At 63.5% G+C, this 14,994-nt stretch carries 13 protein-coding genes; 5 read left to right on the forward strand and 8 right to left on the reverse strand.

Annotation, left to right across the window (positions count from 1 at the left end; all coding sequences use genetic code 11):
• Positions 1–55: 55 nt before the first annotated feature.
• The 7 genes from MUG94_RS01140 to MUG94_RS01170 all read right to left on the reverse strand — a co-directional run bounded on the left by MUG94_RS01140 (position 56) and on the right by MUG94_RS01170 (position 9,981).
• A complete protein-coding gene (locus MUG94_RS01140) occupies positions 56–973 on the reverse strand; it encodes an oxygenase MpaB family protein (protein WP_227909162.1) in 918 nt (305 codons plus the stop codon).
• A gap of 104 nt (positions 974–1,077) precedes the next feature.
• On the reverse strand, positions 1,078–4,431 hold the full coding sequence (locus tag MUG94_RS01145) for an ATP-binding protein (RefSeq protein WP_227909161.1): 3,354 nt from the start codon (positions 4,429–4,431) through the stop codon (positions 1,078–1,080).
• Positions 4,428–5,210, reverse strand: coding sequence for a DUF4194 domain-containing protein (locus MUG94_RS01150; RefSeq protein ID WP_227909160.1), 783 nt, complete (start codon positions 5,208–5,210; stop codon positions 4,428–4,430). The genes MUG94_RS01145 and MUG94_RS01150 overlap by 4 nt, the downstream gene beginning before the upstream one ends.
• Positions 5,203–6,705: a DUF3375 domain-containing protein gene (locus MUG94_RS01155; protein WP_227909159.1), complete on the reverse strand. Its 1,503-nt coding sequence runs from the start codon at positions 6,703–6,705 to the stop codon at positions 5,203–5,205. Before MUG94_RS01155 ends, MUG94_RS01150 begins: the two co-directional genes overlap by 8 nt.
• Positions 6,706–6,977: 272 nt before the next feature.
• Positions 6,978–8,327 carry a hypothetical protein gene (locus MUG94_RS01160; protein WP_227909158.1) on the reverse strand — a complete coding sequence of 450 codons (1,350 nt, stop codon included), beginning with the start codon at positions 8,325–8,327 and terminating at the stop codon, positions 6,978–6,980.
• 17 nt (positions 8,328–8,344) lie between these two features.
• On the reverse strand, positions 8,345–8,611 hold the full coding sequence (locus tag MUG94_RS01165; protein WP_227909157.1) for a hypothetical protein: 267 nt from the start codon (positions 8,609–8,611) through the stop codon (positions 8,345–8,347).
• 347 nt (positions 8,612–8,958) lie between these two features.
• The gene (locus tag MUG94_RS01170; RefSeq protein ID WP_227909156.1) at positions 8,959–9,981 is read right to left on the reverse strand and encodes a hypothetical protein; all 1,023 of its coding nucleotides are present in this window, start codon (positions 9,979–9,981) and stop codon (positions 8,959–8,961) included.
• Positions 9,982–10,704: 723 nt separating this feature from the next.
• On the opposite strand from MUG94_RS01170, the gene MUG94_RS01175 reads away from it, so the two are divergent.
• A complete protein-coding gene (locus tag MUG94_RS01175) occupies positions 10,705–11,934 on the forward strand; it encodes an AlbA family DNA-binding domain-containing protein (protein ID WP_227909155.1) in 1,230 nt (409 codons plus the stop codon).
• Positions 11,935–12,299: 365 nt separating this feature from the next.
• Here MUG94_RS01175 and MUG94_RS01180 read toward each other — a convergent pair whose 3' ends face one another.
• A complete protein-coding gene (locus tag MUG94_RS01180) occupies positions 12,300–12,734 on the reverse strand; it encodes a M15 family metallopeptidase domain-containing protein (protein ID WP_227909154.1) in 435 nt (144 codons plus the stop codon).
• Here MUG94_RS01180 and MUG94_RS17255 point away from each other — a divergent pair.
• From MUG94_RS17255 to MUG94_RS01200, 4 genes are all read left to right on the forward strand, one after another.
• Complete coding sequence (locus MUG94_RS17255; protein ID WP_341482176.1) at positions 12,669–12,851, forward strand: hypothetical protein; 183 nt, start codon at positions 12,669–12,671, stop codon at positions 12,849–12,851. The two genes, MUG94_RS01180 and MUG94_RS17255, sit on opposite strands and share 66 nt — an antisense overlap.
• Before the next feature lie 45 nt (positions 12,852–12,896).
• Complete coding sequence (locus tag MUG94_RS01190; RefSeq protein WP_227909153.1) at positions 12,897–13,733, forward strand: MerR family transcriptional regulator; 837 nt, start codon at positions 12,897–12,899, stop codon at positions 13,731–13,733.
• Between the two features lie 262 nt (positions 13,734–13,995).
• Positions 13,996–14,613: an ArsR/SmtB family transcription factor gene (locus MUG94_RS01195; RefSeq protein ID WP_227909152.1), complete on the forward strand. Its 618-nt coding sequence runs from the start codon at positions 13,996–13,998 to the stop codon at positions 14,611–14,613.
• A complete protein-coding gene (locus MUG94_RS01200) occupies positions 14,610–14,831 on the forward strand; it encodes a hypothetical protein (RefSeq protein ID WP_227892516.1) in 222 nt (73 codons plus the stop codon). Before MUG94_RS01195 ends, MUG94_RS01200 begins: the two co-directional genes overlap by 4 nt.
• Positions 14,832–14,994: the final 163 nt, after the last annotated feature.

The raw sequence follows: 14,994 nt of genomic DNA on the forward strand, positions 1-14,994 counted from the left end.
CAAGATGAACCGCTCACTGCTGCACTGTTTCGGGAGCGGACTGCCGCCCGCAGGCTCAGCCGTCCTGCCTGTCCAGCCCGTTCACCCGCTCAATGCGCTCGCGGGCGGAGCGCTCGCTGGGGCCCATCGGGCCGAGCCCGAACCGGATGACGCCCAGCACCGCCTTGACCGGCAGCCGCATTGGTACCCGGAACGGTCCCAGCCGGGGTTCCTTCAATCCCAGCAGTTCCCGGTGCTTTGGTTCCAGGGATGCGACGGCGCCGGCGAAGAGCACCCGGTAGCCCATGAGCTGGGATCGCGGCAGGGGAGGGTGGCGGAGGAAGCCCACGGCTTCCCGGACGTAGTCGCTGTTCCGCAGTTCGCCGTCGTACGTTGCCATTTGTGCCCGCAATTCCTTTTCGGAGCGGGGCGGATCCTCGATGCGCATCAGCTCTCCGGCCACCGCCCACTCGTTCACGTAGGCGTCCGGGCCGCCCGGGATGGGGCCGCCAAACCGCTGATGGGAACTCAGGAAGGCATCGGTGAACGCCAGATGCACCCAGCGGGCAATTTCAGGATCGTTGGCCGAGTAGGGCCGTTCCTGTCCGGCGGCGTCCTCATAGGTGCCGTGGACGCGTTCGTGCAGCCGCAGCACCCAGTCGGAGCCGGACTTCGCCGCCGTCGTACCCCCGTAGGTGACCGTGAAGATCCAGCGGATGGTGCCGGCGAGCCGGCCCAGCGGATCGTTCTTGTAGTCGGAGAAGTCGTGGACCCCCGCCATAGCGCCGGGATGAAGCGCCTGCAGCAGCAGTGCGCGGATGCCAGCGATGATCGGGGTCATGGACCCGTGCACCGCCCAGACGGCGGATTCCGGACCAAAGTGCCCGACGTCGTCGCCCTTCGCCAACTCCAGCTCCCACTGCGGAACCTCGGTCGCGTTGTTGCTGAAGGTGCCGATCAGCTGCCGGCGCCAGGTGGAGAATAGGTTGGCCATCGTCCCAGTATGGCCCGTGCCGCTGAACGTGAACTGGCAGCGAGCATGGCGGTGAGCGGGCCAGCAGCCGGCAGCGGGCCCGCCGCCGGGCCGCCGCGGGCCGCCTAACGCAGCAGGATGTTCACCGGCACCGAGCCGGAGCCGCGGCGGATGTCCCGTTCCAGCACGCCGGACCGGTTGGCGGCGTCGTCGCGCAGGATTTCGGTGACCGAGCCCAGGAAGCGGGACAGGTCCACCTTGTCCTCCGGGGCGGCGAGCAGCAGCTGGAAGCCGAACTCGTGCAGCGCGTTGATGGACGCCTCGGCAAATGAGAGCGACGACTTCACAAACGCCTCATCCATCATTACCGTGCCGTAGGTGCTGAAACCCTGCGAGACGATGCCCAGCTGGTACGCCAGCGCCGACGCCATGATGAACGCGGTGAACCGCTGCCCCTCGCCGCCGGACATCAGCGACGCCTGCAGGTTGGTGTACGCCTGGCCGTTGGCGAGGCGGTGCGTGCAGGTGATGGTCACGTGGGAGCGCACGTCGAGGACCTCGGCCCGCCAGCGGCGTTCCTCCGGATCCTTTAGCCGGTCCACCAGGTTCTCCAGCGCGGTGTACCGGGCGTCCATATCCGCCTTGTTCTGCCGCATCCCCATCATCGGCAGTGCATTCTTCAGTTCGGTGCGGAACTTGTGCGCGGCGTCGGGAACCGTGGTTTTGACCTCGATCTCCAGGTGGCTGTCCACGTGGTATTCCACCCGCTGCAGCACCGAGTTCAGCGGCAGCAGGCGCGAGGAAATGCTGCGCCGTTCCTCATCCAGCAGGGCGAGCAGGTCGCTGAACCGCTCATAGGTGCGGTTGTTGAAGTATTCGCGGAATTCGGTTTCATGCTGCGGCAGGCCCTCGGACACGATGCTCTCGAATCGCTCCGCATACGCGCCGGCGGCGTCCACCGAGGTGCCGAAGTCCGAGCCCCACTTGTCCGTGAACGTCTCGAAGGTCCGCTCGAGCCGGTTCTTCGTTTCCAGCAGCGTCTTCTCCAGCCGGGCGCCCTCGGTGATCAGCGTCCGCTCCACTTCGGAGGCTGCCTCCTGCAGGCGCACGACGTCGGTGATCTCGCCGAAGGGGGCGAAGAGTTCCTCCAGCGCCTCCTGCAGGGACTCATCCAGGGCACCCAGAGCCTTGGCGGCCAGGGTGTCCCGGCGGGCGGTGGCGGCGGCAAGCTGTTCCCGGGTGCGGGCCAGATCGCCCTTGAGCACGCCGATCTTCTCGATCGCGGCGGTGTGGTCCAGCTCCGCGGTGTCCAGCTCGAAGCGGATCTGGTCCAGGTCCGTGTTCGCGTCCCGGGCGGAATCGAGGGCATCGGTGGCGGCAGCAACGGCGTCGCGCTGCGCGGAGGCGGACAGCTCCTCCCAGGTGCGGGTGTCCGCTGCGACGCGGCGGACCGCGGCGAGCCGGCTGACCAGCTCGGCCTGGGTCTGGGCCTGCGCCTGGGAGCGGGTGTCGGCTTCGGTGAACCGGTCCCGCAGGGCCAGCAGTTCATTGCCGAGGGCGGCAACGGTGTCCTTGTTGTCGAAGCCCAGGACGTTGTCCGAGGCCTTGGCGTGCCGGTCATCCTTCTCCGTGGTGGAGGAGTTGCGCTTGACCGCGCCACCCAGGCTCACGCCGCGGGACAGTCCGGCGAGCTCATCCGGATCCTCCACGCAGACAAAGTCATAGTGCGCGGTGATCTTGCGGGCCACCCAGCGGCCCATCTCGGAGTCCTGGGTAACCAGCTTGGTGATCAGGTCCCGCGGTCCGGGCTCGGACGGCCCCTCCACCGGAACGCTGACGTCAATGCAGCGCAGGAACCCGTTGAGTTTGGTCTCGGAGAGGTAGCGGGTGACGGCGCGCATGTGCTCGCCGGGCACCAGCAGCGCGGTGGCCAGGGAGCGCAGCGTGCGTTCCGCGGCCGGACGCCACTGCTGCTGTTCCGGCTCCAGGTCGATCAGTTCGGCGGCGAACGGCAGGTCCGCCTCGTCCAGGCCGGTGGCGGCGCAGATCTTGGCGCGCTGGTCCAGGGATTCCTGCCGGATGTTGGAGGTGCGGCGGCGGAACGAGCCGATGTCGTTTTCCAGCTTGGCGATCTGCCCCTTGAGCTGCCAGGCCTGCCCGTGCGCGTCGGAGCTGCGTTCGCGGGCTGCCTCCACCTCCAGGGTCAGGGACTTCACCAGCTCGGCGGCGCGGCTGCGGGCGGTGACCAGACCGGCGGGGGAGAAGTCCACCTCGATGCCGGCTGCGGCCAGTTCGCCGCGGGCGGTTTCCTCCAGCGCGACGCGGGAGTTCAGCTGCACGACGGCGGCCGCCAGTTCGCGCTCGAGCGTGGCGATGGTGCCGCCGCCCTCTTCGCTGTACCGGGCGGTGAGGGCGTTCAGCTTCTTCTTCAGCTCGTTCCGCCGGCTTTCCGCGGCAGTGAGTTCCCGGGCGCCGGTCTGCTCCTGCGCGGTGAGCCGTGCGACGTCGCGCTCGTGGCTGGCCAGGGTCAGGCGCTGCCGGTAGGCGGGCAGTCCGTCCTTGGTGAGGGCGCGGTTGTGCCGTAGTTCGGTGTCGGTGGCGGTGTAGAGCCGGTGCAGGTCCGGAACGTCGGCGAGATGGTCGCGCTGCTGGCGTGCGCGCTCGAGCTGCCGGCGGATGCTGCGCAGGTGGCTGAAGTCCTCCACCGCTTCATCGGCGGCGGCCAGGGTTTTGGGGGTGTCCAGCACGTTGGTGCGGAAGAAGTCGTTGACCGTTCCGCCCAGTCCCTTGCCGGTCTGCAGGATGCGCAGCAACCCGAAGGCCTTCTCGTCCTCCACGCCCAGGGCGGTGCGGAAGCGTTCGGCGAACATCTTGTGGGAATCGAAGATGGCGGCGCCGGGCAGCAGCGCTTCGAGGCTGCCCTTGGTGAAGCGGCCGCGCATTTCGGTTTCCAGGGTGCGGATATCCAGCGGCCGGTTGTGCACGGCGTAGAAGCGGCCCACGTGGTGCTCGGTGCCGTTGGCGGGCAGGTCCATGAGGACGGAGAGCGAGGTGATCTGCCCGAGTCCGTTGTCGAAGGTCAGGCATACGGCGGACCAGGTGGCGCCGGGGCGCTGGTAGGCGGTGCCGTCGGCGCCTGCCGTGCCGCCGTCGTCGGACCCGGTGCCGTTGCCGGAGCCCTGGGTGCCCAGGCGGCCGCGCATGTAGGAGAACGCGGTGCGCTTTTCCTCGGCCAGGCTGCCGCCGTTGTTCTGCGCGGCCTCGTTCATTTTCGGCCGGGCGTCCATGACCTGGAGCATGGCGTCGAAGATGGTGGACTTGCCCACGCCGGAGTCGCCGGTGAGCAGGGTTCCGGCGCGGTCCACGTAAATGGTGTGCGCGCCGTCGAACGTTCCCCAGTTCACGATCTGCACGGAGGACAGCCGGTTCTGGCCGGGGTTGATCAGGTCGCCCATGGGAAGGGTGGTTTCGATGCTCACGCGATGTCCTCGCCGTCGTTGGCTGTGGTCGGTTCGGCCGGTGCGGGGTCGGGCAGTGTGGGCTCGGGCAGTTCGCCGGAGGCGTCCGCCAGAGCCTGCATGAAGGTGACAATGTCACCGATGTGTTCGTAGGGCAGCGCCAGCGGCAGGGCACCGGAAATGACCCAGACGTTCTCCACCTCGGTGGGCAGCAGCAGCCGGCGTTCCTGCACCAGCTTGCGGATGGCGGCGTCGGCCACGTCCTCGACCGACTTGGCGTCGCGCTGGCCCGGATCGACGTAGCCCTCGATGATTTCCAGGATGTCGCTGCGTGCAATCACGGCGTCGTTGCCGGTGCCGGCGTGCCGGTCCAGCAGCAGGCGCATGCGCAGCAGCAGCAAGGTTTCCTCGCGGGTCATTTCGCGCTGGCGCTGCAGCACGGCGGTGTGCGGTTCGGGCATGTCCACCGGGCGCAGCAGGGCGACCTTGCGGTCCTCGTCGATGACCAGGGTCAGGAACAGTTCACTGAGCCGGGTGCGCAGTTCGGCCTGGTTGTCCACCACCGTGTTGTAGACGTTGTCCGAGCTGGTTGCGTCCAGATACGGGCCGCGCAGCAGCCGGATCAGGGCCTGGCGCAGCTTCAGCGGCAGGGTTCCGGTGTCACCGGGGAACAGTTCGGGTCCGTCCACGAGGACGTCCCGTTCCGCGGGGGCTGCGGCGTAATCGTCCGCGTAGGGATCGTCGTCGTTATGGTCGGCGGGACCGGCGGTGCTGGTCGGATCGAGGCTGGTTTCACTCATGGGTGGGGGCTTTCGCGACGGCGACGGCGGGCAGCAGCGCGGTGCGCTCGCTGCCGTCGATCTGGGTGAAGGTGACGGATTCGGGCGATGCGGCCAGTCCGGCGGGGGTGCTGCCGCCGCGGGAGCCGGGGGAGAAGTCAGCGGAGCCGGCTTCCAGGGCTGCCGAGAGCAGGGCGCGGATGCTGTTCAGGTGCCGGTCCTCGGGGGCGAGTTCGGCGAAGATCTCGCCCACCGTGGCGGTGCCGCGTTTTCCGGCGGCGCGGGTGACGGCGTCGCGCAGTGCCCGGCGGTTGGCCTTGGGCGTGCGCGCGGAACGGTGGATGTCCGCTTCGCTGAACGACGGCGGTGCCGGCAGCTTGGGCGGCGGTGCGTGGTCTTCGGGGTTGAACAGGTGCACCATGCCCAGGGATTCAAAGACCGCGCCGTACAGCTGGGGTGCCGGAACGACGGCGGTGCGGCGTTTGCTGCGCGGCGCCTTGTGGATTGCGGTTTCCGCGGTGCGGATCAGCTGACGCAGCTGGACCGATTCGCGGTACTCGTCGCTCTGCACGTAGGTGTGCATGGATTCGGAGAGCCGGCCGTAGATGCGGTGGATTTCGGTGGCCTGGCCGCGCATGTCGCTGATCAGCCGGTGGAGGCTCTGCCGGTCCTCGGGACTCATGTCCTCGGCGAAGTCCCGTTCCAGCACCTCGGCGATGGCGGCGCGGAAGCGGTCCTGCTGTTCGGCGTCGTTTAGGAACGCGGTGAAGCCCTCGTAGGTGCGGCCTTCGCTGGTGTTGCGCAGCTTGCGGTCCGCCTCGAGGATTTCGCCCATGGTCAGGCCCTTGGCGGCGTTGGATTCCACCATTTCCTGGCGCAGGGCGTGCAGCATTTTCTCCAGGCCGTCGCGCATCCGCTTGAAGTCCGCAGGCAGTGCTGCCGCGAGGTCCAGGATGTCCTGCGCCGCTTCGACGGCGGTTTCCCCGTCCACCGGGGCGGGCGCCTCGCCGGCCTCGAGGGCGCGGATCATGTCTTCGCGGCGGGCGACTTCCTCTTTCAGCACCGCGATGCGGGCTGCGGGGTCCGGGTTGGTTTCGTGGGCCAGGTTTTCCACCCGGTCCAGCAGGGTGGCCAGCCGGGAGGAGTTCAGGCTGGTTTTGTCCGAGGTGAAGCCGTCCAGGTAGGAGAGGTAGCGGACGGAGGATTCGGTGAGTTCGTACACGAACCGGCCGTCGACGCGGGGGCGGGCCAGGAAGCGGCGGGCCACCCAATCATCGGCATAGTTCTTGCCGGTCCAGTCCTCGCGCAGGGTCACTCCGGAGATGCGCAGCTGGCGCAGGAATCCGTCGGTCATGTTGTGGAATTCCTCGAGCGGAATCCGGGGCCGGGTGCGGCTGAAGGCTTCCCGGAAGAGGGCCAGCACCCAGGGGTTTGCGGTGGTGAGTTTCCAGCCCGGTGTGGCTTGGAGCCGCTGCAGTTCCGCCCAATGGGCCACTGCGTTTTCGATAAAGGACATTCTGCGCTTTCCGGACCGGGAACAGGACAAACGGGCCTTGTCGATTTTAGCTGTCGACGGCGGGGAAGGTGGCATTTGGTGGTTCCAGCTGGTGCGCTGCGTGCGGATACCAAACTTCAACTTCTGTCTGATTCAAGCTCACGCGCTGTGATCCCGGCATCCACCTGTCATGGCGTTCGTGGACAAGCCCAGTATTCTCATCTACCTAGTGAATTGCCTCCTGCGACAATTTTCATCGAACGATCTGGCTTATTCCAAAGAATTCGCGGACGCTAGGCGCTGGATCGCCGAGCCAGACGTAAGGCTGAGATTTCCTTATGGAAGTCCCGGAAGGAGGCGCTCCAGTCTGACTCTGTAGGAGCATTCTGCTCCGCAAAAATCTTGATCTTGCCTCCCCAAAGGTCGCGCTTCTCCAATCCGCTGCGAGCGACGGTGAGAAGAGCGGACCTGGGATACACGTTCCGTTTGGCTGCGATTCGATCGAACGCGAAGGTGTGCATGTCCTGGGCCGCGCGTAGTGCTCGGACCGATTCAGGATGAGTTGGCCAGTACCCTCCATGCACTATGCGGTGGCGTAAGAGGTATGACGCCTCGAACCACTCACCAACTGGCCCACTGGCCGTCGACCAAGACGCGCCTAATCGGGTAGACAGTTGACCGGTGATGCGCTGCAAGACCCTACCCTCGACAAACAGCTTCTCGGCGTCCCTCGGATCTACCCCCTCCTCCCAAAGGAGCATGCTGAGAATGACGTCCATGAGTGTCTCTGTCGCCGTATTAGCAAGAATCACACCTCCGGATCTGTCGCCTAGGCCGTTGATTGCTTCATCCGCTTCAATGATTCGCTCGCGCCACAAAACGACCGGATTGCCCTGCCGGATATATCGCATCCACTGATGAAACTCGGAGACCTGTTCGTCTGATAGAGCGTCACCTTTAAGTGGATCAGCAAAGTTCTCGTGTTCTAGCAGCACAAGTTCAGGTCCTTCCCACGCAGCAGTGGGCCCCAGCACCTTCAATAGCCCTTGGTCCTGTTGGTACACCTCACGTATTCCGGGAGCGGTGAACCGTAGAACAGGGAACGGAATCCGCTCGTAATGAGGGAGCGTTACGCCCTTGCCGCTTTGGAGTCGGTAGGCTCGCACAAGATCGGTGACGAGACGCAGGCATCGCATGAACTCATCGGAACGCGGCTCTGCATCCTGCGCGGTCTCGATCGATGCTTGATCTGGCTTGTCGGGGGACTCAACAGGAGTCAAAGCCTCCACCACCGTATAGGCCGTCTTCACCGAGCTTTCATACTCCTTGTAATCAGATGCGACTGGCTTCGCTGTTCCTGATCGCTCGGCTGCCTCCATGACAGCTTTGCTAACTCCTGACATGCGGCCATGCGTGTACTCCAACTGATGAAATACCAGGCTGACGTCGGGATCGTCCGGCTGACCTGGGTCGTCGGGGCGGTTAGCAACCTGCTCGCTCATTTGCAGGCCGTCCGGGAAAGGAATCGGGTGTGGCAAGGCGAAGTACCAGAGAGCCAAAGGCACCTCCGTCGAACTGATGAGTTCGCCCAATGGGCTTGAAATCGCTTTCGTGCGCCGCGAGTTGGTAGCTTTCCGCTTCACTCGAGCTCTCTTCCCGCTCACTTCGACGATGAGGCTCGTCTTGAGACACGGCGAGTTCGCGCAGCAGAGAGGTCCAGTCCGAGCTTCTTCAGTTCGTCCTCACTCCACCCGTCCTCGGTCGCCCGGACGTAGGCCTTCTCGTCCTGGCGTTCAGCCTCGGCAAGCTGCTCGCGCAGCTCGTCCACGCGCTTACGTGTGATCACCAGATCGGTGACCGATTCGATGCGCGAGTCGAGTAGCTTGTGTGCCTGGCTCTTGGTGGTTTCGAGGTAGATGGTCGCCATGCTCACTACACTAATGTCGTGCACGGATGTGCGTCACGACGCACGGCTTTCATCGGCCGGCTGGGTAGTCGTGGAGGTACCCGTTGGCGTGATCGCTGAACCAGTCCTCCCGGAACGAGCAGGGCGCACGGACAGGAAGAAAAGCAAAGCGGATACCGACCACGAGAATGCCATGCACCTCGTAGAGGCCGCCCGCGCCGAAGAACTCCACGCCCGAGCCGCGAAACTCGCGCCGGAAATGGAACGGTATCAAGTACCCGCGAAACAAGGGAGGACTATCACGTTAGTCCGGAACAGCTGGGAAAGGGCCGGTGCCACCGTTGGTGACAGCTTTTTCCTTGAGACGGCTACTTTGTAGTAGTTGCCACGGATTTCCCAGCGGCCGCCAGGAGTTCGCTCATCAAGGAAGCGGTCAGAGCAACGCCAGAATCTTCCTTGGATTCGGGCGACGAACCGAAGACTCGGGCAGCGAAGGCTGCCCGCATCTGGTCGCGAAGAGACTCATCGTGCAGAGGTTCCACGTAGCCGTCAAAGGTCAGTAGCTGCTCCTTGATGGTTCTCGCCCAAGTGCCTAGGTCTCGATGGTAACCGGCTTGCTTGCCGAAGTAGGTCGCCAACCCGAGGACAGCTGCCAAAAGGGAGACTCTGAGGATCCCATCTCCTATTGTCGTCGCTCCGCCATGCGAAACGCCCGGTACGAAGGCGAGGAAGTATGTGCCCGTGATGCCTGCCATGACACAGATAGCCGTTAACCAGCGGAATATACATGCGGACCTGAGGTGATCCTTGGATAGTTCTTCGAACCTTTTTGTTAACTGTGCACCGGACACAAAGCCGGCAGCTGTCTGGGCGCTGGCTGCTGCCGCCTCGACTTCTTGGACGGTTATCCGTGCCTTCTTGACGGCAATACGAAGATACTGGGATAGCTTCGCTTGTTCAACCCGTGTTGAAAGCAACGATGCTTTGCGGTAATCGATCCGCGCTGCTGATGCCTCGGACTTCTCCTGAGTGCCTTCGAATCTTGCAGCTTTGTCCCGGGCCGTCTGCGCCGCTGTGGCAACATATTTCTGGAGGATGTCCAATAGGTACACACTCGAGATTTCAATATTCCTCGAGTCACGCTGCCTGAGGGCCTTTACCAGTTGCTCGACCGTGGCCCTGTGGGCATCGATGGATTTACGGTCCCAGAGTACTGATTCTTCATAAGTAGGAAGAAAGTCATAGTCCGGGCTGAGAGCTTCCCACCAGATCATCAAGACATCGCTGATAGCCGCGTTTGCCTCAGAGTCTTCCATCCTCAACTGGTCGGTGACTTCGTTGTACGCCTCGTTGAGGGATTCGAGGTCGCCACTAAAGTCGCTCAGCTTCATCTGCATGGTCTATTTGACCATGGTTGGGCGTCCCGTCATATGCACATTGTTAGGATAGGACGCAAAGGATCTTCCGGCTCGTATCCTGACGCCCGGTCCTGATGTCTAATGCGACATCTACCTCGCAGGTGCGACTCCGTTGTTTCTGTGTCTTTGATGAACCACCACGTCGTCTATGCCGTGTCCCCGGGGTCTGTGGGTGATGATGAAAGCAGGACCAGCCGCCTCGCGCTCGAAAAACGAATACGATACGAACTCAGTACGTTGGCTGAGAGCAACGCTCACCATGATTTCGAAGCTATCTGCTTGGGTCTTGCTCACAAACGCATCGCGACGAATCTTATGCCTGCGACTGGGCCAGTCAGCGCTGGAGGGGACAAAGGTGAGACGCTGAGAGCTTTTGGACCAACCTTGCCTCGGAGGTCGCAGGAGCTTCATCTTTTGCGCTAGGTGCGACCCAAAAGAACGTTGTCCTGGCTTGCGCGATCCGGCTGGCGGACGTTCCCACGAAGATTCGAAGAGATCTGCGTTCCATATGCACACAGGGGGAACACATGGACCGGGTTGTGTTCTTCACACAAAGTCCTGTCCCGGTGGCGAAGCGTCATGAATTGCAGCAACAGGCAAGAGACCATCACGGTATCTCCTTGGATCGGAGAACAGCTTTACACTCCCCAAAAGAATGCAGCGAGTCCCACCTGAGGCACATGTAACAATCCTCCTATGGCCTTTACAGCACTGCACCGCGTTCTCGGGATGTCGCCATCCGAACTCTCCATGGACCTCGTGGTCGCAGCCGTTGCTGCAGCGGTTCGCGAACAGGCGGATCTGGATTGGAAGGAAAAGCTACCGGACAGCCGTGACCAAGCGGCAAAAGAGGAATTTGTCAAGGACGTAACAGCCATGGTGAATAGCGGCGGCGGTCTGATCGTGTTCGGAGTGCGGGAAAACCCTGCCACCTCGGCCGCTGAGGAAATCGTCGACACGGGTGCTTTTACCGATGGGGAAGCGAGGCGCCTGCGATCGATAGTCTATTCGGCAATCCAGCCGGCTATACAGGACCTGGTGTTCGAGGCTGTCAGCAGTGGAGCGGCGACCGTGGTTATCGTTCAAGTGCCGTCCAGTGTCGATACGCCGCATTTTCAGGTCCGACAGGGGTCGCTTCGGGCTCCGCGTCGTTTTGGCGCACAGACCGTAGACATGGCGGAACGTGATATTGAACAGGCCTACCGAGCGCGCTTTGAGGACCGCCGGGCAAAGGACGACACGCTCAATGAATTAGCCAGCAGGCTTTTAGCAGGCGTTCCCCGAGAGGGCAGGGTGTGGCTGACGGCTGCGGCAGTTCCGGTCAACCCGCGTCCGGCTCATCTGGGTCGCCTTTCCCGGGAGATCGCCCTAGACATTTTTCGAGATATTCGTATACAGAGCCCATTGTTGTCTCCCGATAATGAACACTATTTCGGCTATCTGGATCCCAACCCCCGGCCTGGGCTGAGGAAATGGAGGGCCGCTGTTCCTACGAACGGGGATGTGGGAGTAGTGGAAGTGCATGACCGCGGTGCCACAGGCCTGGCCTGGGCGCCCAGGCCAGGTGACGGTTTTGACGCCGGGCAGGACCTTCACGTTATGTTCGCGCATCATTTTCCGGTCTATGTCGTGCAGCTTCTCAATTCTGCGCTCGACCGCCTAGATATCTCTGGCGGATACCTGGTGCAGTTGATGATGCACGGTGCCGACGACAGCCATCCCCTCTACATCCGGACTTTTGAGTACGGCCATCCCAAGGACAGGGAAAGACTCACTCCGATTCATGGTTTTGCCCCTGTGGACTCATTCTTCAATGGAGGTAGTTTTCAGGATCTGCAGGAAACAGTCCAGTCCATGGCTTTGGATGTCCTGAACCAAGCGGGTATCGGGGCGGTTGACGCCACGTATCTTCGACCGCTTAGATAAATTCGCCCGGAGCTAAGCAGTGAATGAAGAATAAGTAGGCGGAAATTCACAGACTAAGTGTCCGGTCAAACTGACAACGAGCCGAGCGCACCGTCGCGGGCAATCGCGTCAAGCAGACCGCCTGGGCAGTGCCGCTGAGCTTGTTTTTTGCGCAGCGTCGGAAAGGCGCGCAATGGGAGCCTGTCCCGATTTGTGTGGATCAGGGCATGTGGGAAATAGTCGGTTCAAAGGACCGCCCGTGGGGGCCCTCTCCCGTCGTCCTTAGAGGCGCCGGGTCCTAACCGAGATCACCGGAGCCTTGGCCTCAAGCAGGATTTACTGCGCCGCGCTCCCGGGATGTCGGGCCGACAGCGGTACGGCTGACGTCAGGCTGGGTTCATCCGCGGGTCCTCGGTCGGGTTCGGGTACATGCACGGACAGCCGGCAGTGCCGGCGTCGGGCAGGTATTCGAAATGCGAGGGCTCGTTGCCGTACACCAGGCAGAGCCCGTACCCGGCGCCGTGTGCAGACAGCCAGTCGGTGACGGCGCCGGGCGCGACGTCGACCGCGCCCCCGTGCACATGCGTCGACGTCTGTGCGGTGGCCACCCAACGGGCTGCCTCCGCCCCGGAACCGTACCGGACGACGGCGATCTCCTCGGCCGCAGCATCCACCGCCGCTGCTCGGACCGCGTCGAGTAACACCCCGAACTGGTCTCCACGCTTGCCGAGCCGTTCCAGCGTGGCACGGAACGGGTGCGCTCGGATCAGGCCGGCGTCGGCCTTGGGCTGACCATCGTTGGGAGCATCGTCCAGGCCCACGATGGAACGCTCACTATTGGGGGAAGGCCCGCCGGCGGGCTCCGCGTCTCCGCGCTGCTGTCCGCCGGTGAGGTGAGCGGTAGGCTAGGCGACGTTGTACCGTCCGAAGCGTTATAAGGCTCGATGGACGTTTGTCCCGGGCTGTTAAGGAAGGCTCCGCTCATGCATTTGTCCCTTGTTCCGCCGCGTCAAGTCGCGATCGGTGATGCAGCGTCGTTCGTCGGTACCACCTCGGAAGCGATCCGCAGCTACCACGAGATGGGCCTGCTCCCCGAGCCCGAACAGGGCGGCGACGGCCCGCGCCGATACGGCTACGAATCCATGATCCGGCTGCTGTGGATCCAGAAGATGGTCGACGCCGGGATTGCCCTGGAGGACATCCGTGAAGTCTTTGCCGACACGGCTCCTGCTGGTGCGGACAGCGGCCACAATGCCGCCGTCGTGCAGCGCCTGCGCACAGTGAAGGGCAGGATGGGTCTGCTCTCCGACTTCGTCACCGGCCGGCTCGAGGGTCTGCCCGAGGGTTTCCTGCGCCAGACGGATCTGGATGGCCTGCTGGTCATGGAGCGGATCTTCGGGTCGCTCGGCGCGGCCATGGGCGCCGGCCGTTACCTTGCGCTGGCCGCTCACCCGGGTCTGCGGGAGGAATCCGACCGTGTTGATGCCGCCGAGGAAGCGCTCGATGACACGGTGCCTGTTGACGACCCCCGCGTGGCACAGGTGGCTGCCGAACGGCACGCCTTCGAACGAAGGTTGAGTGCCGCCATCGAGGATTCCGGTCAGGCGCAGAGGGACGAAGCGCTCCTCGACTCCTGGGATTCTCTGCACCCCGCTGTCCCCGGAAGTGAGGGCGAAGCCTGTCAGGTCGCTGGCGGAGGGGACAATCGCGTGAGCCTCAGCGAGGCCATTGGAATGATGCCCTACGACTACTCCCCGGCCCGCCTGCGCTGCATGGAATTGACCGTTGAACTCGACGCCAAGGAGTCATCCGCTTCCTAGACAGGGCGTAATGCCCCGATTCAAAGGCTGGTCACGCTTCTGAGGCCTAGTCCGTCTCGTTCGGATGGACCTGCGGATTCCCGGAGGCGACAGTGTGAGAGCGCGATCCGTGTCCTGGCCGAGCGCGGCATTCCGTCCCGCGTCGCCGCGTTGCCGCCGCTTTTTCCCTCGGCTACCTCTTGCCGAATCCCTACGACGAAGTCGACGTCCCTTATGCAAAGAAATGTTTGCAAATAAACCTTTGCGGTGGCATGCTGGGTCCATGACCGCAGATTCACAGCCTGAACCGAGTCCACCCCAGGGCGGCGACCGCATTCTCGAAGGCCCCGTCCTCAAGGCACTCGCCCACCCCCTCCGTGTGCAGCTGCTCCAGATCCTCTCTCAGTACGGGCCCCAAACGGCGAGCAGCATCGGCAAGCGGGTGGGGGAGTCGAGCGGTGCAACGAGCTACCACCTCCGGCAATTGGCCCGGCACGGCCTGGTTCGTGAAATCACGGATCGAGGTACGGGACGGGAACGCTGGTGGGAACGCACGCGAGGCGCCCTGACCATCAACTCACCCGCGAAGCAGGACCCCGCCGTCCGGGAAGCGGTCCGGCAGGTCAGCCGGACCTTTGAATGCGGACGAGCAGAATTGCTGGCCGCGTTCATGGCAAGCGACCTGTCCGCCATGCCGCCAGAGTGGGCTGAGGCCCCGGTAATCAGCACGTTTAACGCCCACTTCACGGCAGATCAACTTGAGACGTTCACCCGGGACATGGAAACGGTCCTGCGCGAGAAGCTCGAGACCTACCGCAGTGATCCAAAGACACCCGGCGCCCTCCCCGTTCAACTGCATTTCAACGCTTTCCCACTCATCGATACACAGGAGCCGACATGAGTTCTTCCGCCCGCGGGTACTACCAGCCCGCCCCCACCAGCATCCAAGCAGGCTTCACCTCCCGTGCCCTGACCCGCCTTGGCACGGCTTTCATCGCGGCCGGTTCCCGGCTCGCCGATCAGGATCGTTCCGCTGAAGTGGCGCTCTTTAAACAGCATATTGAGCGCCGAACCGATGCCTGTGCCATCGCACACAGCGGCGTCTACCTGCTGCTCTAGGAAAATAAAGTGGCGATATGAAAGCGCATTCCTACAGTGCAGTTGATGTTTTCTCCCACGACCCGTATCGAGGCTATGTGCGGTCCAAGGTTGTGAACCGGACCCGCAAGGATCTGTAGCTTCTCACTCACAGCAGCACCACCTCCGAAGGGCCTCGCCGATC

The organism is Arthrobacter gengyunqii, assembly GCF_023022985.1.
Classification (GTDB): domain Bacteria; phylum Actinomycetota; class Actinomycetes; order Actinomycetales; family Micrococcaceae; genus Arthrobacter_B; species Arthrobacter_B gengyunqii.